This window comes from Bradyrhizobium sp. USDA 4502 (assembly GCF_054063355.1).
This window is the reverse complement of sequence record NZ_JBSSGF010000001.1, coordinates 7,847,781-7,867,459: the sequence shown is the minus strand read 5'-3', so window position 1 is coordinate 7,867,459 and position 19,679 is coordinate 7,847,781. Positions and strand designations below refer to the sequence as shown.

General features: G+C 62.8%; 14 protein-coding genes and 1 pseudogene. 7 read left to right on the top strand and 8 right to left on the bottom strand.

Translation table 11 applies throughout. From position 1 onward, the window contains the following. Window positions 1-132: 132 nt before the first annotated feature. The 5 genes from ACVW1B_RS36670 (at window position 133) to ACVW1B_RS36650 (ending at window position 5,555) form a co-directional block, all read left to right on the top strand. On the top strand, window positions 133-1,452 hold the full coding sequence (locus ACVW1B_RS36670; protein ID WP_253605415.1) for an Hsp70 family protein: 1,320 nt from the start codon (window positions 133-135) through the stop codon (window positions 1,450-1,452). Between the two features lie 132 nt (window positions 1,453-1,584). Beyond that, entirely contained in the window at window positions 1,585-3,174 is a 1,590-nt protein-coding gene (locus ACVW1B_RS36665; protein ID WP_253605417.1) for an ABC-F family ATP-binding cassette domain-containing protein, read from the top strand. A gap of 172 nt (window positions 3,175-3,346) precedes the next feature. After that, entirely contained in the window at window positions 3,347-3,757 is a 411-nt protein-coding gene (locus ACVW1B_RS36660) for a hypothetical protein (RefSeq protein ID WP_253605419.1), read from the top strand. A gap of 278 nt (window positions 3,758-4,035) precedes the next feature. Further along, a complete protein-coding gene (locus ACVW1B_RS36655; RefSeq protein WP_253605421.1) occupies window positions 4,036-4,674 on the top strand; it encodes a flavodoxin family protein in 639 nt (212 codons plus the stop codon). After that, window positions 4,671-5,555: a sigma-70 family RNA polymerase sigma factor gene (locus tag ACVW1B_RS36650; RefSeq protein WP_253605422.1), complete on the top strand. Its 885-nt coding sequence runs from the start codon at window positions 4,671-4,673 to the stop codon at window positions 5,553-5,555. The genes ACVW1B_RS36655 and ACVW1B_RS36650 overlap by 4 nt, the downstream gene beginning before the upstream one ends. 170 nt (window positions 5,556-5,725) lie before the next feature. Here the strand turns inward: ACVW1B_RS36650 and ACVW1B_RS36645 are convergent, their stop codons facing one another. Then, entirely contained in the window at window positions 5,726-7,141 is a 1,416-nt protein-coding gene (locus ACVW1B_RS36645; RefSeq protein WP_253605424.1) for an MFS transporter, read from the bottom strand. A 251-nt stretch (window positions 7,142-7,392) separates the two neighbouring features. Between ACVW1B_RS36645 and ACVW1B_RS36640 the strand changes: the two genes are divergently transcribed. Both ACVW1B_RS36640 and ACVW1B_RS36635 read left to right on the top strand, forming a co-directional pair. Next, window positions 7,393-8,148, top strand: coding sequence for an ArsR/SmtB family transcription factor (locus ACVW1B_RS36640; RefSeq protein WP_253605426.1), 756 nt, complete (start codon window positions 7,393-7,395; stop codon window positions 8,146-8,148). Between the two features lie 300 nt (window positions 8,149-8,448). Next, window positions 8,449-9,632: pseudogene (locus tag ACVW1B_RS36635) on the top strand (IS481 family transposase). A gap of 240 nt (window positions 9,633-9,872) precedes the next feature. Here ACVW1B_RS36635 and ACVW1B_RS36630 read toward each other — a convergent pair. The 7 genes from ACVW1B_RS36630 to ACVW1B_RS36600 form a co-directional block, all read right to left on the bottom strand. Further along, window positions 9,873-11,336, bottom strand: a complete 1,464-nt coding sequence (locus tag ACVW1B_RS36630) for a serine/threonine-protein kinase (RefSeq protein WP_456822816.1) — start codon at window positions 11,334-11,336, stop codon at window positions 9,873-9,875. A 97-nt stretch (window positions 11,337-11,433) separates the two neighbouring features. Continuing rightward, on the bottom strand, window positions 11,434-12,150 hold the full coding sequence (locus tag ACVW1B_RS36625) for a hypothetical protein (RefSeq protein WP_456822815.1): 717 nt from the start codon (window positions 12,148-12,150) through the stop codon (window positions 11,434-11,436). A 230-nt stretch (window positions 12,151-12,380) separates the two neighbouring features. Continuing rightward, a complete protein-coding gene (locus tag ACVW1B_RS36620) occupies window positions 12,381-14,201 on the bottom strand; it encodes a DUF3363 domain-containing protein (protein WP_456822814.1) in 1,821 nt (606 codons plus the stop codon). Window positions 14,202-15,028: 827 nt separating this feature from the next. Next, on the bottom strand, window positions 15,029-16,420 hold the full coding sequence (locus tag ACVW1B_RS36615; RefSeq protein ID WP_456822813.1) for an AAA family ATPase: 1,392 nt from the start codon (window positions 16,418-16,420) through the stop codon (window positions 15,029-15,031). Window positions 16,421-16,476: 56 nt separating this feature from the next. After that, the gene (locus tag ACVW1B_RS36610; protein ID WP_456822812.1) at window positions 16,477-16,758 is read right to left on the bottom strand and encodes a helix-turn-helix domain-containing protein; all 282 of its coding nucleotides are present in this window, start codon (window positions 16,756-16,758) and stop codon (window positions 16,477-16,479) included. A 184-nt stretch (window positions 16,759-16,942) separates the two neighbouring features. Then, entirely contained in the window at window positions 16,943-18,190 is a 1,248-nt protein-coding gene (locus tag ACVW1B_RS36605; RefSeq protein ID WP_456823086.1) for an anion transporter, read from the bottom strand. Between the two features lie 171 nt (window positions 18,191-18,361). Continuing rightward, complete coding sequence (locus tag ACVW1B_RS36600; RefSeq protein ID WP_456822811.1) at window positions 18,362-19,624, bottom strand: MFS transporter; 1,263 nt, start codon at window positions 19,622-19,624, stop codon at window positions 18,362-18,364. Between the last annotated feature and the right edge of the window lie 55 nt (window positions 19,625-19,679).

Genomic DNA, 19,679 nt, shown 5'->3' with positions numbered 1-19,679 from the left:
CTAGCGAGCAAAGCGACCTCCCCTTTCCAAGGGGAGGTGGAACTGGCCCAACTGGATAGCTCCAGACGGGTTGGCAAATCCGGCCAAAGCCGCTAAAGGTCCGCCCCCTTTCACAGACAATCCGAGCATGACATGTCGAGCGCCCCGCCCGCCGTCTCGATTGGCGTCGATTTTGGCACCAGCAACACCGTGGTCGCGCTGTCCGACGGCGATGGCCGCGTCGAGGCTGTTCGCTTCGACCACGGCGGCCGCACGCATAGCGTCTATGTGTCCGCGCTGTGCTTCTGGGAGGAGCGGCCGGGCGCGGGCCTGCATCCGCGCGCCGAGGGCGGCCCGTGGGCGATCGAGCAGTTCCTCGAGGGACGCACGATCCATCGCTTCATCCAGTCGTTCAAGACGTTCGCGGCAAGCTCGGCCTTCAACACCACCCAGATCTTCCGGCAACGCTACAAGTTCGAGGACCTGCTCGCGGCGTTCCTGCGCACGCTGACGCGCCATGCCGGCGAAGGATTCGATCTCGGCGCGCCGACCATCATGGTCGGCCGGCCGGTGAAGTTTGCGGGCGGCAATCCCAATGACGAGCTGGCGATGCAGCGCTACCGGGCCGCGTTCGAGCGGCTCGGCGCCGGCCATGCGCGCTATGTCTACGAGCCGGTCGGCGCGGCGTTCTCCTTCGCGCGCACACTGGACCACGATGCCACGGTGCTGGTCGCCGATTTCGGCGGCGGCACCAGCGACTTTTCCGTGATGCGGTTCTCGCGCAAGGGCGGCGTACTGCGCGCCGAACCGCTAGGCCACGCCGGCATCGGCATCGCCGGCGACACCTTCGATTACCGCATCGTCGACCACATCGTCTCGCCGCGACTCGGCAAGGGCACCAGCTACCGCTCGTTCGACAAAGTGCTGCCGATCCCCAATCACTATTATTCGAGCCTCGCCCGCTGGCATCAGCTCGCGATGATGCGGGGCAATGGCGATTTGCGCGAGTTGCAGCAGCTCGCGCGCACCGCGCTCGATCCGGCGCCGCTGCACGATTTCATCACCATCGTCGACCACGATCTCGGCTTCGCGCTTTACCGCGCCGTGTCGGACACCAAGGTCGCGCTGTCGAGCCGCGACCGTGTCGAGTTCCGCTTCGCCCGCGAAGGCATCGATATCGGCGCGACCGTGACGCGCGACGATTTCGAATCCTGGATCGCCGACGACATCGAACCGCTCGGCGCGACGGTCGACGAGGCGCTGGCCAAGGCGGGCATCACCGCCCGCGACGTCGAGAAGGTGTTCCTGACCGGCGGCACCTCGTTCGTGCCCGCCGTGCAGCGCCTGTTCGCCGAGCGTTTCGGCGCAGCGCGGCTGACCTCGGCGGATCAATTCGAATCGATCGCCTACGGCCTCGCTTTGATCGGCCACACGCCCGATCCCGACCGCTGGACCTTCGCCGAAGCCGCGTGACGGCCGGCTTCGCGCCTTGATCCCGGCTCAATCGACGACTACATCACGTCAATCATCAATCCCTGAGGATGCCGACGGCCATGGATTTCACCCTGACAGCAACGCCCATCAGCCTTGCCCTCGGGGATATTCATGCCTGCATCGATCGCGCTCTCTCATCTGACCCTGTCCGCGCCTGACGGCCGGGTTCTCCTTTCCAACATCGATCTGAACTTCGGACCCGAACGCACCGGTCTTGTCGGCAGGAACGGCGTCGGCAAGACGACGCTGCTCGGCCTGATCGCGAGGGTGCGCACGCCGCAATCCGGCACGGTCTCGGTTCAGGGACGCGTCGGGATGCTGCATCAGACGGTTCAGCTAGAGCCGGATGAACGCGTCGTCGACCTGTTCGACGCGCGCCGCGCATTGGCCGCGCTACGTCGTGCCGAACAGGGCCTTGCGAGCTCCGAGGAGATTGCCGACGTCGACTGGACGCTCGATACGCGCATCGCGGCCGCGCTCGAGCGCGTCGGACTGAGCGATGCACTCGACGCGCCGCTGGCAGCGCTGTCCGGCGGCCAGGCCACCCGGGCGCGCCTCGCCGCCCTGACCTTCGCGCAACCTGATTTTCTGCTGCTGGATGAGCCGACCAACAATCTCGACCGCGCGGGACGCAAGGCGGTGATTGACCTGCTCGCCGACTGGCGACATGGCGCCATCATCGTCAGCCACGACCGCGAATTGCTGGAGACGATGGATGCGATCGTCGAACTGACCTCGCTGGAAGTCAGGCGCTACGGCGGCAATTGGAGCCAGTACCGCGCGCGCAAGACCATCGAGCTGTCGGCAGCACGACACGATCTGGCCGATGCCGAGAAGCGCATCGCCGAGATCGACCGTAACGCCAGAGAAGCCAACGAACGGAAGGCACGCAAGGACGGCGCGGGTGCAAGGAAGCGCGCCAAGGGCGATTTGCCGCGCATCGCCGCCGGGCTGCGCAAGGACCGCAGCGAAGATAGCGGCGGCGAGAACGCCCGTCTCGCCGAACGACGGCGGACGCAAGCGCTCGAACTTGCCACCGCGGCGCGGCAGCGCATCGAGGTGCTGCAACCGTTCTCGGTGCAATTGCCCTCGACGCATCTGCCGGCGAGCAGGATGGTGCTGCGGATCGACGCGGCCGATGTAGGCTACAGCACGGACGCGCCGATCCTGCGTGATCTCACCTTCTCCATGTCAGGTCCGGAGCGCGTCGCGATCACCGGCCCCAACGGCGCCGGCAAGACGACGCTGCTCAAGCTCGTCAGCGGCGAATTGACCGCGGCGCGGGGCACCGTCGAGGTGATGACCCGGTTCGCCATGTTCGATCAGGCGGTCAGCCTGCTCGATGCGTCGGCCTCCATCCTGGAGAATTTCCGGCGCATCAATCCGGATGCCGGCGAGAACGCCTGTCGCGCGGCGCTGGCGCGATTCGCGTTCCGCGCCGATGCCGCGCTGCAGCCCGTTGCGAGCCTCTCCGGCGGCCAGTTGCTTCGCGCAGGTCTTGCTTGTGTGCTGGGCGGCGTGATGCCGCCGCCACTCCTGATCCTCGACGAGCCGACCAACCACCTCGACATCGAATCGATGGAAGCGGTCGAGGCCGGCCTGCGCGCCTATGACGGCGCGCTGCTGGTCGTCAGCCACGATGAGGCCTTCCTCGAGGCCATCGCAATCACGCGCAGACTGGATCTCGTGTCGTGGAGGTGATGCGGAGAGCGGAGCAATTGCCCTTACGCAATCAATGCGTCGAACGGCGAAGATTGGTCAGGAATTGAACAGCCGAGCACGCGTCGCCTTGGGGTAGGTCGTAAGGCGCGGTGCTCGGCTGTCAGGCCGCGCGGCGGTGCGGCCATCCCGACAGCCACGCTCGCTCGTCCCCGTGAGCGAGGCCGCCGGATCTCAATCTCGACTGTTGCTAAATCCGCGCCGTCGAATGGAGCGCGTTTCTCCAAAGGGCAAATGCGACGAAGCCAGCCAGCAACAAAAAGCCGCCACCGGCCGCGATCAGGACATGCGCGAGCGTCATCTTGGAACATCCCAATTGAAAGGCTTCATGCGGAGCGATATGCGCCGCAACCTGGCAATCAAAAGCACTTCAAAATTGATTTGCCCCGCCGGCCGCCGCCGAACAGCCCGAAAGGTGGCTGGCACTGCGCTCTGCCCACCCTTCGATTTCAGAGCGGTCGTCCAGCCACTCGGCTGTTGCCGCTCATCGCGCGGTTCGTCACACCGCTCAATGGCCACGAGGATAATCGATAAAACTTTATCGACAATCGAAACGAAAAATTAAGGTTACCGGCGCGACCGCTCCAGGTTCGACCCCGGTGCCGGTACCCGGTGACGATGGATGGGATTGTCGGGGTCATCCTTCGGCGAGGCTCGCCCGGTGGCCGCGGCTCCCGCCAAAATATCGAAAACAACCCCATGCAAAGGAGCCGGCGGCCGCCGCTCCCGGCCTGCGTGGCGGTCAATTGGAGCAACATCCTCCGGACGAAAATTCGCAGGGCATGTCACGTTTCGACGCGCTGTCTTGTCTTGGCTTCTGCAAGGGCAGCAGCAGAGGACAGCATGCACACACTCGGAACCGGCGGCGGTCGCACCCTGATCGCAATCGTCTATCATAGCGCCTACGGTCATACCCGGCGTCAAGCGGAGGCCGTCAGGTCCGGCGTCCAGGATATCGATGGCGCAGAGGCGCTTCTGGTGCCTGTCGAGCACGTGGAACAGAACTGGGATCGGCTGATGGATGCGGAAGCGTTGATCTTCGGCACGCCCACCTACATGGGCGCCGCCTCCGCGGCCTTCAAAGCCTTTCAGGAAGCAACTTCACGCGCGGTGATGTCCAAAGGCTATCGCTGGAAGGACAAGCTCGCGGCAGACTTCACCAATTCGGGGGCACACGCCGGCGACAAGCTGTCCACATTGATCCAGCTTGCATTGTTCGCCGCGCAGCATGGGATGCATTGGGTCAATCTCGATCTGCCCCCGGGGAACAACTCCGCATCGGGATCGGAAGCCGATCCGAACAGGCTGGGGTTCTGGCTCGGAGCCGGCGCACAGTCGAACACCGACGAGGGCGCGGACACCGCCCCGCCCGATTCCGATCTCGCAACCGCCCGCCACCTGGGACAGCGGGTGGCAAAGGCGGCACTTCAGTTTGTACGCGGCCGTGACGCGGCCTCGGTGCCCGTTCCGGCGGCGTCATGACAGATGCAGCTGAACCGTCAGCTGCCGAGATCTTCGCCGAGTTGCGGCCACGTCTGATCCGGCTGGCCTATCGGATGCTGGGCTCGGTCGCCGACGCAGAGGATGTCGTCCACAGCGCCTGGGTGCGTTGGCTCGCTGCCGATCGCGACCAGATGCGCGATCCCAAGGCAGTCCTGCACACCATCGTCACCCGACTATCCCTCAACGAATTGAAATCCGCGCGGCGCCAGCGTGCCGCCTATGTCGGACCGTGGCTCCCCGAACCGTTCTTCGACCCCGAAGCAGAGGAAGCGGCGGACGATCTGACCCTGCCGCTGATGATTGCGCTGGAACGCCTGTCGCCATTGGAGCGGGCGGCCTTTCTGCTGCATGACGTGTTCGGATTGGGGTTCGATGCCGTATCCGAGACGATCGGGCGTGAGCCTGCGACCTGCCGCAAGCTTGCCAGCCGCGCACGCACGCATATCCACGATGCCAGGCCGCGATTCGTCGTCGGCAATGAAGAGGGCCTGCGGCTCGCCAACGCCTTCTTCACCGCCACACGCACCGGCAACCTCGCCGCGTTGCGCGCGATGCTCGCCGAAGATGTCGTGGTCTATGCCGACGGCGGTGGCCAGGTCCCGGCGCCGACGCGACCTCTGGTCGGACTGGAAGCCGCGATGGAGCGTTTCGCGGGGCTCGCCCGCCTGTTCGCCATGCATCCCTCACGATTGATCCGCTACGCCACCATCAACGGATTGCCGGGCTTCATCACCATCGAGGACGACCTCGTTCAAACGACAGCGTTGCATGTCGAGAATAAACGGGTCGTCGCTGTCTATGTGACCCGCAATCCCGACAAGCTGCACAACGTGCCTGATGTGACGGGATGGCGGAATTGAGCGCGCCGCGCGCGTCCCCGCTCAGCGCGGCCGATAGCGATAGACCAGATCGCGGGGGTCGCCTCGCGGCGCTGACGGATCGAGCGCTTCGCGCCAAACTGAGAAGAACTCAGCGTGAGCAGATCTAGACCGCTCCACCGGGATCACCACATGAGCTCGACCTGCCCCTGTCATCGTCCCTCCTTTGCTCGGCCCTGCCAGATCGCGACCGCACCTGCGAGCAACACAGCGGCCGATATCACGAGCGAGGCATGCACGCCTGCCATGAACGCGTTGTTCCCTGCGACCAGCGAGCCGAACAGGGCAACGCCAAGCACGCTGCCGGTCTGCCGCGTCGCGTTCAATACACCGGCGGCGATGCCGGATCGCGACTTCTCGACACTGCCGAGCAGCGTCGAGGTCAAAGACGGCACGAGCAGGCCGAGCCCGCCGCCGAGGATGAGCAGTTGAGCGCCGATCGCCCCGTAGCTGGTGCCTGAGGCCATAGGCAGCAGCGCAACGCAGCCCGCGGCGGTAATCATACAAGCCAGCGCAATGGTTTGCGGCGCGCCGAGGCGCTCGCTGGCCGACGCGGTGATCAGGTTGGCGGGCAGCACCATGGCCATCATGGGCACGAAGGCGAGGCCCGTTGCGAACGGCGACCAGCCGTTGACGTTCTGGAAGTAGAGACTGAGTACGAAGATCAGGCCGTAGAAGGCGATGTTGAAGAGAAGCCCGACCAGAGCGGTCAGCGCGAACATGTGATGGCGGAACAACGACAGCGGCAGCATCGGTTGCGGCGCGCGCGCCTCGCGCCATACGAACAGGAGTCCGATTACGGCCGCCCCCGCGAAGCCCATGATGACGAGCGGATGGCTCCACCCCAGCGCGCCGCCCTCGATCAGGGCGCCAGCCAGCGCGCCGAGGGTTGCAATCGCCGCGATCTGTCCCGGCAGATCAATCTCGCGCTGCGCGAGCCGCGGCGTCTCCTCGGCGTAACGCCAGGCGAGCCAGAGGCCGGCGGCGCCAATCGGCAAGTTGACAAGAAAGATCGCACGCCAGCTGACCAGCGCGATCAGCGCGCCGCCAACTAGCGGCCCCGCAGTCAGTGCGACGCTCGCGCCTGCGGCCCAGAAGCCGACCGCGCGGCCGCGCGCCTTCGGATCGGTATAGGCGTGATTGAGTAGCGTCAGCGAGTTCGGCACCAGGATTGCCGCCGCCAGGCCCTGCACGGAGCGAGCAACGATCAGGAACATCGCCGACGGAGCCAATGCGCAGGCGAGCGAAGCCAACGTGAAGATCGCGAAGCCCCCTATAAATATCCGTTTGGCGCCGACGCGATCACCAAGCGCACCAGCGGTCAAAATGAAGGCAGCGAATGCGATGGTATAGGCGGTCACCACCCATTGCAGCTCGGCCACGCTGCCGCCGAGCGAGGTGCTGATGCTGCTCAGCGCGGTATTAACGATGGTGATATCCAACTGCACGACGCCGAGGCCGAGGCTCGTGGCGGCAAGCGCCAGCGCCGCGGCAAGAGGCGAACGGGATAGCGCGCTGTCAGAGCCGGCTTGTTCCGGCTGCCTTGTGTCGAGCGAAGTTGTTTGCATTGATCACACTCGGTTGTCTGTGAGATTTTGATGGCTCAGACCAGCCCGTTTTGCGATTATCATTCGATGCCAATCGAATACTTGGAGCCGCGAGACGATCTTTCGTCCCGTCGCGGCGATGCCTTTCGCTTGGGCTTAGTGGTGTCCAGACAACCTATGTCCCGCGATTGAATCGGTCTCGCAGAAACACTACGGTCTTGGCCGAAGTATCCGTGCTTGGCACTGCGTCCTCATCGGCGTAGGAGAAACACATGGATACGGGACCCAAAATCGCCCAAGTCGCGGCAATCATCGGCGATCCGGCGCGCGCCAACATGCTCAGTGCGCTGATGGATGGCCGAACGTTGACCGCCTCGGAGCTCGCCTATGTGTCTGGCGTGGCGCCGCAGACAGCGAGTGGCCATCTTGCGAAACTCAGCGACGCCGGATTGCTTGCGCTCGCAAAGCAGGGCCGACGACGATATTTTCGCCTGGCCTCTCCGCACGTCGCACGCGTGCTGGAAGGTCTCATGGTGGTGGCGCAGGACGGCCCCGCCCGGCAGCGCAATCTCTGGCGCGGCGGAGAGACGCTTCGACACGCGCGGACGTGCTATGACCATATGGCCGGCCGCATCGCTGTCGCGATCGCCGACCGGTTGGTCCAACAGTCGTTCATTCTGCTCGACGAGGATGGCGGACAACTCACCGATGCCGGTCGGTCATTCTTCGATGAGTTAGGCGTCGATCTTCGCCTCGCCTCCAAGCGCCGGGTGTTCTGTCGCCCCTGTCTCGACTGGAGCGAGCGCCGGCCGCATCTGGCCGGGGCGCTCGGCGCTGCCATTCTTCATCACGCTCTCGAGCACGATTGGGTCGAGCATGTCAGGGATAGCCGTGCGCTCGTCGTGACGCCTGCTGGTGTTAGAGGACTCGCCACAACGTTCGGCATCGAGGGCGCACTCCCGAGGGATGGACGCGAAGGGCAGGTTGCATCACTGTCCCGCGGACGGGTAGCGGTTCTCTCGGGTTGAGTCAGCTCCAACGCGTCCAATACCCGGAGCCGGCGGACCGGGACGAAGCCAGGAACGCCTGGTAGGCGGGGAAGTCATGGACAACCTGCGCACGAAGCGTCAGGCGAGCGGTCGAGATCGTTGGAATGTCAGGGGGCATTGGCCCTACGCTTCTCCGAAGCTTCGGGAGACTCCCTTCGCGCTGGTCTGAAAGGGTGGCCTTCCACCCGAAGCCCGGCAGTGAGCGGCCCGAGACATAGGTGACATTTCGTACCGGACACATGGGTTACACTTTCCGCTTTTGTTCTGCGGGAGGTGTGGATGCCGTGGAAAGCGAGTTCGGTGATGGAAGAGCGCCTTCGCTTTGTCGCCCGTCTGCTGGACGGGGAGGCCATGACGGACGTCTGCCGGGAGTTCGGCGTGTCCCGCAAGACCGGCTACAAGATTTTCGATCGCTACAGGGAACAGGGCGCGGCGGCGCTATGCGATCGGTCGCGGCGACCGGTGCGCTATGCCAATCAGCTCCCCGAGCCAATCGAGGGCCTGATTGTTCGTCTCAAAGCCGAGAAACCGCACTGGGGCGCGCGCAAGATCCGTGAGCTCTTGGTCCGGCGGCTCGACGGCGATATCCGGGTTCCGGCCAAGAGCACCATCCATGCGGTTCTCGATCGCCATGGCCTGGTCAAGCGCGCAGGCGTGCCGCGCCACCGCGCGCGCGGCACGCCTCTGTCCGCGGGGGCCGGACCCAATGATCTGTGGTGCGCCGACTTCAAGGGCGAGTTCAAGCTCGGCAATGGCCGTTATTGCTACCCGCTGACCGTCACCGACCATGCCTCGCGCTTCCTGCTGTTGTGCGAAGCGCTCGATTCCACCCGCGAGGAGCCGGCCATTGCGGCCTTCGAGCGGTTGTTCCGTGAGCGCGGCATGCCGCGCGCCATTCGCTCCGACAATGGCGTGCCGTTTGCCAGTCCCAACGCCTTGTTCAATCTCTCAAAGCTCTCGGTGTGGTGGCTGCGGCTTGGCATTGCCATCGAACGCATCAAGCCCGGCCATCCGCAGCAGAACGGCCGTCACGAGCGCATGCACCTCACGCTCAAGCAGGAGACCACTCGGCCGCCAGGCTCCAACGGCTTGCAACAGCAGGAACGCTTCGACGCCTTCGTCCGCGAGTTCAATGCTGAACGCCCGCACGAGGCCCTCGATATGAAGTGCCCCGCCGAGCGCTACACGCCTCAACGCGCGGCTATGCCGGCCTGCCGGAACTGACTTATCCGTTCCACGATCGCGAGGTGCTCGTCACCGCCTGTGGACGGCTCTGCCTGCATCGCAAGCGCATCAACCTCTCCACCGTGCTGGCTGGACAAAAACTCGGCATCAAGGAGGTCGACGACGGCATTTGGCTCGTCAGCTTCATGCACTATGATTTGGGATATTTCGACCTGGAGCAGAAAACCCTGCAACCCCTCGACAACCCGTTCGGCACGAGGCTGTCACCCATGTCTTAGGTACGACCTGTTACCCATGTCTCCGGGCTGGACACAGGGCAAATGGCGGAGAGGGAGTCAGTCAATCCCCATTGAAAGGCAAAGCATTTTCGGCCTTGCCGGGCAAAAAACCACTTTTTGAGCTACGGCCAGAAGGTGGGCTGCGGCTCCATACGTCGCAAGCCGGACCACGGCCCAATCGAACGCGCTAGCGAAATCAGTTGCCTGAGCGATCATCGACGTACCAGCGTTTATTCAAGTTCATTTTCGACGCCAATTTTCTAGAATTGGTCTTTCCGGCATCGTTGAGGGGGGCTGTAATCGGCCTTGCGCGGCATCTGCCAGCCAATTGGCCCAGCGATCTATGAACGCATCGGCTTGTATCGGCTCGATTGGCCAAGCCAATTGAAAGTCGGCCAGCCCCACCCAAAGCGCCTGCGCTGCCTCAATACCAGGATCAGCCATGAAGGGCCGCATGACGGTCATTTTTTGCGCCATAGGCGATACCATGAAGGCTGTTTCGATCCATCCATACCGGCCTGCTTCGAAGGCGTCACAGTACCAAAGCGAATGGCTCCGCCCTTCGAAATTGTACCTGTCTCGCGGTACGCGAAGGATGATGCCGGCATGGGCAACAACATCGAACGCAGGCGCTTCCCAGTCCCAGGGGCTCGGAGGTGTTTTGGCGATCGGCACCAGTTCGAGCTGAACTGCACCAATCGAAATGGTGATCCCGTTCCTCTTGCCGGCTTTGCCTCGCTTGGCGATTGGTGCAGCTTCCAAGATGGCTTCGGACAATTCACCATACAAACCGTCAAGCAAGGCCGAAGCACTTAGAAACAAGCTATCACGTTGTTCGGCTGCGGAACGAGCCGCCGATTGTAACCGCTCGCTCTCGCTGCGCTTCGCTACCTCACCGAGATGCGCCTCGCTCAGCTTGGCGAGGCCGCCGGATCGTTGTTGTTGCGAACGCTTTAAGCGAGCGAGCAAATTGGCAGGTGATGGCCGGGCGCCGGGAGCTTTGAAGAGGGTCTCCGTGACGATCGCCTTCAGCGCAGCGGTCCCTGCATCAAGGACCGGCGGCTCTGCATGAAGGTGCTGCTCTCGAAAGTCCTCGAAGTTGGGACCGAGGAAAGGTCTGCTTCCACGCAACATTTCGAATGCCATCACGCCTAGCGCGTAGACGTCTGCAGCGCCAGTTGCTCTCTCAGCGCGCCAGCGTTCCGGCGCAGCATAGGGTGCACTGAGGGAATACTTTTGCGTGTCAGGCGCAGTTGTAGCTTCGGCGTATCGAGAGATGCCAAAGTCCGAGAGACGCCACATTCCATCCAGATAAAGAACGTTCTCTGGCTTCAGATCGCGGTGGACAACTTTGCCGTCCAATTCCGCGAGAGCTGAAGTAAGGTCAATCAAGATCACCGTGGCATCAGCAGGCTGGATTGGTCCGGCGGCGCCCATCAAGTGCTGCCGAAGAGATTCGTCTGCTCGCGGCATCACCAAGACCCAGTGATCGTCATGTTCACCGCTATCTATGACCGGAACAATCCCGCGAACGCCCTTTAGGTCGACGAACAACAGTTCCCTATCGGCTCCGGGTGCTTTTGGCACCAGTTTGACGGCTGCCTTGAGGCCATCCTCATTCTCGGCCGCAAACACTTGGCCGAACCCGCCGGATCCAATGCGGGCGCCAAGAATCCAGTTTTGCGTAAGCTTAATTGCTGTCAAGGGAACACGCCCGTCCGTTAGAAGCTTAGGATGTCTATAACCACTGAAACCATCGCCTCACGGCTTGCGCGGTGTTGCTGGTTGAAGATGCCGAACCTCACGCATGACCTTGCATCGCGCTGTCGCTCGCGCTGTAGAGCTTGCCCTTCCAGAGCACGGAGATATCTCGAAAGTGATCGCTGTATCGGATCATCATCTCAATGATGACCTGCTCGATCTCTCGCTGCCGAACCCCCCACTCATCGATGTTCAGATATACGACGAGCCAGCAGTCGGAGTATCGAGCACCATACCGGCTGACCTTCTCTCGGATGGCAGTGTCCAAATAGCCCGGGATCGAGTCGGCACGAGCGTGCCAGTCCTCAACGGGATCGAACCGCATGCCGCGTGGTTGTCGGTATTCCTCCCCGAGCTTGCGGCCACCGTGAGTGCTAGTCACTTCGACTTTGATGGTGCGCTTGCTGATCCTGACAAAGCCGTCCGGCCACTGGTCGCGACGATCGGCGAGGCGAACTTGATCGGCGCCGATCCTCGCTGCGAACTTGGCGAGCACGTAGGCATCGTGCAGGAACTTGAGCTGGGGCTGGACGAAGAAGTCCGGGTCAGCGTTGCGAAGGCGGAGCGCCCGCTCTGTGCGGTTGAACGTTTCCACCGATTGCCAGCGCCCCAACTCCACGCATGCGGCTTCTATCTCTTTCGGCGTGAGTGTAAGCCCAGTTGGGATCGATTCGTCGTCCTCAAGGTCGAAATCGTCCGGGAGCGGGTCCGCTTCGCAGACCTTGTCGATCCATTCGTCGGGGAAATTGTCTGCCACGGGACGACTCAGGTGGATGAGCATGGTGAGTTATGGGGCCGTTGAGCGAGGCGTTCAAGACGATGTCGACGAACCTTCCCTCTAACCTGCACGGCGAGCCCAGGCCGGGCCGCCGACGGCCTGTCAAGGCCGCCAGCCGCGAAGCGGGGGCGCGGCACGCGCCCGCCTTTGGCAGGGCGGCGGCGGTCCGACCCAACGCTGGGAGCAGACGCGCCTTCATCGGGGCTGCATTACAAGCTGAGCCCCCTGTTTCTTCCAAATGTCCACTCGATGCCACCGTCGTCGCGCTGCAGGCCGCCGATGTGCTGGCCGATGCGCTTCTCGAGGAGGGGGTGCCAAGGCACGAGTTGGAAGCCGAGCCCGTTGTCGATCATGGCGAAGCGCCCGCTGACGAGGCTGGCGACGCCGGCGAGGCGGCCACTGACATACTCGCCAGCGTTTGCTGGCATGTAGGCTAGCCCGCGCTCTCTCGCCATCTGATGGCCGACACGCTCAACCTCCCGTCGCTCAAGAGTCGCCACCGTGTCCACGGGGACGCGAACGTTGCCATCCTTAGCGGTCGCAAGGCCCATCTCTACAAGTCGCCGAGCCCGACGGCTGATAGCTTTGTTGACCTCTCTGCCAAACCCACTGTCCCTGATTTCCGAGCGGTCCTCGGCGATAATCTGTCGGTCGAGCCAAGTCGCACCATCGCTGGCAATCTGGCGGTCGAGGCCGATGGCCGAGAGGGCCCGTATTCTCAGCCCGTCACCGCCCTGGCTGAGGTCGTAGGCCTGCCCACGCTCGACGATGTCCTTCGGAACCTTCCAATTATCGGCATCGATGCGCTCGACCTGGGCCGCCCGGCGCAATGCCTCCAGTCGGCGGACATGGGAACGCACGAAAGCTTCGGGATCCTTGCCCTGCCGCTCAAAGCTGTCGCGGACGCGCTCCAAGTGCCGGCTCGGCCGGTAGATGCCGTTGTCCTCCTCGGCGTTGCTGGCGATGTTCCGATCTGCGGGTCTTGGACCGGAGGCGACTGAGGCCGCTTCGACGATCATGTCCCGCCCGACCTCCTCGATCCGGCTCGCGTCCTTGAATTCCATGTGGTGGACGCGGCCATCGATGCCGTCGACGACCAGATATACCCGCTCGCCCATCTCGTCTCCAGCCAGGCCCTTGGCCAGGACCCGGCCCACGATCTTCTCACCGGAGCCTCCGCCGTGAAGGGCGAATTGGCTGATACCACGCTCTTCGGCGAGACCATTCTTGGTGAGCGCCCGGTCGATCGAGTTGATGGCTTCATTCCGGTGGTCCAGATCCTTCAGGACTTGCTCCGCGCGGTCGGAGAGGGTCCATCGTCCCGGCTCAAGCTCGGTGGCCACGCCGTAGCGCTCCAGGTGCCTGATCCGGCCGATCATGAGGTTACGGTTCTCGCGCACGAGGAAGGTCGCGCCCTCCCCGGGTCGCAGGTCGATCACGCCCTGCCCCTGCTGCTCGCTCAACAGCATCTTGTCGAGCCGGGTCACCCGCTCGGCCTCGACCTCGTTTTGCAGCTTAGTCTGAAGCTCGATCTCACTTTGGTGACCCAATTCCCGGGTGACCAACTCGCTCGCGCGGTGGCGGATACCGTGGGCGATATAGTCGCCCGCGATATTGAGGATGCGGTCGTCATCGAGCACGCCGCGGACGATGATGTGGGTGTGGGGGTGGCCGGTGTTGTGATGGTCGACCGCGATCCAGTCGAGGCGGGTGGCGAGATCCAATTCCATCTGGCGCATCAGGTCCCGCGTGAAGCCACGAAGGTCGCCCATCTCGGTTGCATCCTCGGGAGCGACGATGAAGCGAAACTGATGGCGATCTCCCCGGCCGCGCTCCACGAAGGCCTTACCGTCGGCCTCGTTTTCGAAAGCGGAATAGGCCTTGCCCCGATCGCCGTCACGCGTAACACCATCCCGTTCCAGGTAACGCAGATGGGCATCGACGGCCTTGCTCATCGTCCCGCGCATCTTCAGACCCGGTGCGCCACGCCGCTGCGGATTGAGCCGGACCACCCTTGCCTTGACCACCACTCGCCGAGCCCGGAAGCGGCCTGCGGAATCTCTCTGCCACCCACCGTCACCGCCCTGCCGAGCAAACGAGGCAACGACCTTCGCGCCTCGGCCCCGCGCGTTGAACCGGCCCGTCCTTCCTCCTTCCCGGCTGCCGCCCGATCGCGCTCCAGAACCTATCCGCCGAGGATCACCACCCGCTTTGCGGACCGCGATCTGGACCTGTTTGAGGAATGGCTGCGTCCGCGGATTGATCCGTGCTCCGCCGTTGCGTGACCGACCAGGCCTGACCCTAAAACTCTCACCGTCATCGCGTGCCATGACGCGACGATTGACATCGGAAGGAGGCGACACAAGCACTGCCAAACATCGATCGCATCACATCGCATCAGCGCGCACGATAGCGAACGAACAGCGGGACTCGTCCTACGCGCACATTGCGAGCGCCATCGTTGGGAAGATTGAAATCGAAAAGGAAAATTCGAAGGGCGCCACCTGCACACGTTGCGCAGCACCGCTTTGGCACCACGACAACTTGCAAAAACCAATGTGCAGACAACCCTTTGCGATCGGAGGGAGCTGGCGAACGCCAGTTCGCTTTATCTTGCCGTCACTCCGAGTGATCGTCGGCCAGCCAGTGCCTCTCGCCGCCCTCTCCAAATTGCATCGAGGCTCTGTGAGCGCCTGCGCAGCACCAGCGGAGCGGCGCGTTCCATCGCTGCAGGGGTGTGGGGGGATGGAACACCGCCGATGGAAGGAGCGATGGTAGGCGATGGGATAGGCGTTGGGAGAGGCGCTCGAATAGGCGATAGAAGCAATCGAAGACCGATCGAAGGGGCGATGGAATGTCACCGGTGCGCTCGCTCGATGTGCTTCCGGCGCTTCGATGCGGGACCAGTTTCCACGCTCATGATCCTGCCGGCCGTAAACAATCGCTCCATGGCGGCACGAAAAGCGTCTGCCGATACGCCGTTCGCCTCGGGGTCGCCAGCCAGCTCAAATGGCGCACTTCCGCGGCCAGTGCTCGGTCGGACGGGTCGGCCCTGAGCGATGCGCTTGTCGAGTAATTTGAGGAAAAGCTCGTCGACATCGCGTTCGGCCGCAGCCCGGTAAGAAGAGCTTTCCGCCGACGTTGCCGGAACGAATGTCAGGCCATTCCAGCGCAGCTTGATCTTTTCGCCAGCGCGCCCGTAGTTCGACTTCTTTACTTCAAGTTCTCGAATGTCCGGATCATTTTTGTCGGCATCCGAAAGATGCAACATGGCACGAACGGAGTTGCGCCAATCGACAGAATTTGCAGTTCCGGAACCGTCAGCCATGCCGCGCACCGACGGGTGATCAAGCAGCACGATCGCTGCCTCGTTCTCGCGCGAGATCTTCCGCAACATTGCAAGAAAGCTGCGGACCTGCCGCCGCGCGATAGCTTCGCCGTCGAACACCGCAGCTATCGAGTCAATAACGACCAAGATCGGTCGATGCGCGTTGATCCAGGCCTCGACCTGCTGAAGAAGCGCAGTTTTCGTGATCTTGCCTAGCCGGTCAGCAGTCGCGAGCCAGGTCGCTTCAAGGTCGGGAAAATGCAGGTGCAGATCCTCGAGCGCATGCGGGTCGATGTGACGATGGGTGCAAATGCGTTCGATCCGGTCACGAACATTGACCTCAGGCTCTTCGCAGCTGAGGAACAACGCCGGGCCACTCTCGACAACGCAACCCAGCCAGTCGCCGAGCCCAGCGGTTACCGCGACCAACAGCTGCACCGCAGTTTCCGTCTTGCCGGCGCCACCATTGCCTGAATAGAGCGTGAGATCGCCGCAGGGAATGCGCGCTGCCGCTAACCAGCGCTGTTTGAGCGGCTCGGTCCCCCTCCAGGCTGCCGGCGTCTTGGTTTCAAGCGACGGCGTGGTAGGCAACGCATTGCTGTTAGACCTACCGTCGGGCCGCATGGTTGGATACAGCTCGATAGGCAGATTTGCCGACATCGCGATTTGCATCACTGCCGCTTCTTCGTCGCTCCCTGGTTCGCCATTCAGCCCATGCAATTCCGCGACCTCGAAAATCTTGTCCGTAACGGTCGCTGGATTGAGCCAGCCGCCCTGCACATACTGGCGTAGGTGATCGGCCATTTTCTGCAGAGCATGGAGTCGCCCAGATGGTGTAGCTGTTGCTACGATGCGAGCGGCGAGCGAGAGCGCCTTCTGCGCATCCCTTATCGGCGTTGAGATGCTTGCGTCACGGTTCATCCGATCAAGTCCGGAGCATGGCCGACCGGCTCGCAGCCGCAAGCCGCGCTTTGTGCTTAAGAACGAGATTGATCGGATGCAGCGCGGCCGCGGCGAGCCGCTTCGGTGGCTAGTCGTCGCTCTATGTATTCGTTGATCGATCTAACCGTGATCCGGCGCGACTTGCCTTCCGTGTAACTCTCCAACTCGCCAGTGTTGATAAGCTCGTACAGCTTTTTGCGCGAGACCTGGATAGCCCTCATCGCCTGGTTCGGCGATGCTACAAGCGGCGCTTCCAACGCGACAGAATTAGGAGACATGCGCGAAACATCCTGTTGTTTCCGGATGTTCCAGAGCATGCTCGATTCGATCTTGGCCGCAACGCAATCATTCGACCGCGCGTATTTCCGGGTGCGCCGGCGCACAATTGGGCGCTTCGTGCGCCGTGGGTGGCTCCTCCAATACCGATGAACCGCGTTCGCTTTTCAGCTCGTCGCGAACCACAAGGCACGAATCCCAAACGTACATGCTGCCCTTTACACTTCAGCCAACGGCGGACTGGAGCCACCACGCGCCGAACAGAATCGTTAGTACCGTCAACGGGGCGCCCACTTTGAAATACGCCCAGAACCCAAGCGTGACGCCGTGGCTGCGCGCGCGCTGTGCAACGATCAGATTGGCGACCGATCCAACCAGCGTCAGATTGCCGGCAAGGGTGGAAGCCATAGCAACAAGAAGCCACGCCCGCTCCGGATCCTGCAGGTTGGTAACGAAGGGTTTCAGGACCAGGACGGCAGGCACGTTGCTGACAAGGTTCGACAGGCCAGCAGTGATGAGTGACAAGACTGGCGCCGCGTCGAGGTGAAGCCGACCGATTCGTTCGACCACTTCCTGCGTAAGGACGGTCGCCTCCAAGCCAGCCACCACGATGAACAGCCCGACAAACATCAGCAACAACGTCCAATCGATCTCGCTGTAGACCTTTTCGGGCTTTAATCGCCGCGTGAACAACAGCAGCGCACCGCCCACGATTGCCACCTTGGCGACCGGCTGGCCGGCAAAAAACAAGATGACCATGGCGACCGTCACCAGACTAGACTTCACGACGAGGGGCCGATGGAAGCGCATGGGGCCCGCAACAACGGCGGGGAAATGCTCGCGCGTGAAGAATTCACCGCGATGTATGAAGGCGATCAATAGCGCCGTAAGGAAGAGGCCCACGGCCGCAACCGGCCACAGGGCGCATGCGAACGAGCCATACGGAATGTGCGAAAGCCCACCGATGATCATGTTTTGTGGGTTGCCAGTAATAGTTGCTGTGCTTCCCACGTTGGACGCCATTGCGATCGCCAGCAGGTATGGAATTGGATCGCGCTTGAGGCGGGTGACGAGGTCGAGCACGAGCGGCGTCATCACCAGGCAGATCGTATCGTTAACCAGGAAGGCCGAGAGCGCGCCGGCAACCAGCACGATCGAGGTAAGCAGCACCAGCGGATGGCGGGCACGCGTTACGACCCAGCTATTCACTAACCGGAAGAAGCCGGAGAGTCGCAGGTTGGCGACGACGATCATCATTCCGAGCAGGAGCGCGATCGTATCGAAATCGATTGCTCGGTACGCCTGATCGAGCGACATCACGCCCGCTCCAACCATGAGGCTCGCGCCGAGCAACGCCGCGCCGGCGCGATCGAGGTGATAGCCGGGCAACTTGCCGATGGCGATGACCAGATAGGTGCCCGCGAAGATCGCGACCGCGACGATTGCCGTTGCGTTGGCCCGCAAGGCTTCCATGGAGGGGAGCTGCAATCCGAAATATCGTGCGCCAAGAATCCCGAGGACGATTGCCACGCCGGTCAGCGCGACTGAAATCCATCTGAACAAGCGGGCTCGAACAGCCCCACTGCTCGTGGCTGCCGATTGGACAGGGGCTTGTCCGCGTGGGGTTTCGATCGACACCATGATTCACTCCGCTGGGACGCGCAGCCCGACCAGCATCGGTTGGACGGGCGTACGCGGCTCATCGACTTCAGTTTCAATAGACTTGCCTCGCTCGCCGGTCTCGGGAACAGCAATCCAAAAGAGGATGACGGCGGCAAGTGCGACCGCGGCAAGGAACAGGAATGCCGCATTGTATCCAGCCAAATCGACGATGACGCCGGCGACTGAATTGCTCAGCGCGGCTCCGAGCCCCCAAGCCGCGGCGGTCGCCCCTTGGGCGAGATTGTAACGACCGGTGCCCTTCGTCAGATCGGCGACGACGATGTAAAATAGCGCGCCGAAGATGCCGGCGCCGATGCCGTCCAGAATCTGGATCGACACGAGGGCGTATGCGTTCTGCGTTAGTGTGTACAGGACACCGCGCAAGGGCAGCACGACGAAGCCGGCAAGGAAGATCGGCCTCCGGCCCCAGGCATCGGCCTTGCGGCCAACCAGGATAGCCATCGGAACCATCGCGATCTGGGCTGTGGTGATGCAGGCAGCCATGAACAGCGTCGCGGTCTCCTGGTTGCCGAGTGCGAGCTTTTCGCCAAGTAACGGCAGCATGGCGGCGTTGGCGAAATGGAAGAGCGAGATCGCGGCGGTGAACGCAAGAAGCGGCTTGGATCGCAGGAGGCTGCGCCAGTCACTGTGTTGCTCTTCATGTCCACTCTCTGCGCCGCGCGCGAGCGCGTGATCGATTGCCCGTGAGTCGATCCGCAGCGTGGCCCAGATGCTCGCAAGCGCGAGCGCGGCGATGAACCACAGGACGGCGCTGGGCGTGATCAGCCACCCGGCCACCCCTGCCGCGACCGCCGTCGATGCCGTGCCCGCGTGGGTGAACGCTTCATTCCGGCCAACGCGACGCGTGAAGGCCTTTGGGCCCACGAGGCCCAGCGAGATCGCAGCGATTGCTGGCGGGAAGGCGGCATCTGCGATCCCGATCGCAATTTGGACGACGGCAACCGGTATGAGAGCTGGAAATAGCGATATCGCCAATGCGCCGATTGCGACGGTCGCGGACGCCGCGACGATCAGTCCGCGCTTCCAATGGGTCCAGTCGACGAACGCGCCCAGTGGGGCGCGAGCGACCACGGTTGCGACACCAGCGATCATCATAACGATGCCAATCGTGCCGGCGTCCCAATGCTGGCTAGCCAGCAGGTAAACGGCGAGGAAAGGACCGAGTCCATCCTTGACGTTTGCGAGCAGGAAGTTGACCCAATCGAGCGCAAATCGGCTTTTCATCGTCCTCTCCGCCTTGAAAAAGCGGGAGCGTCGCAAATGCGACGCTCCCGCGTTC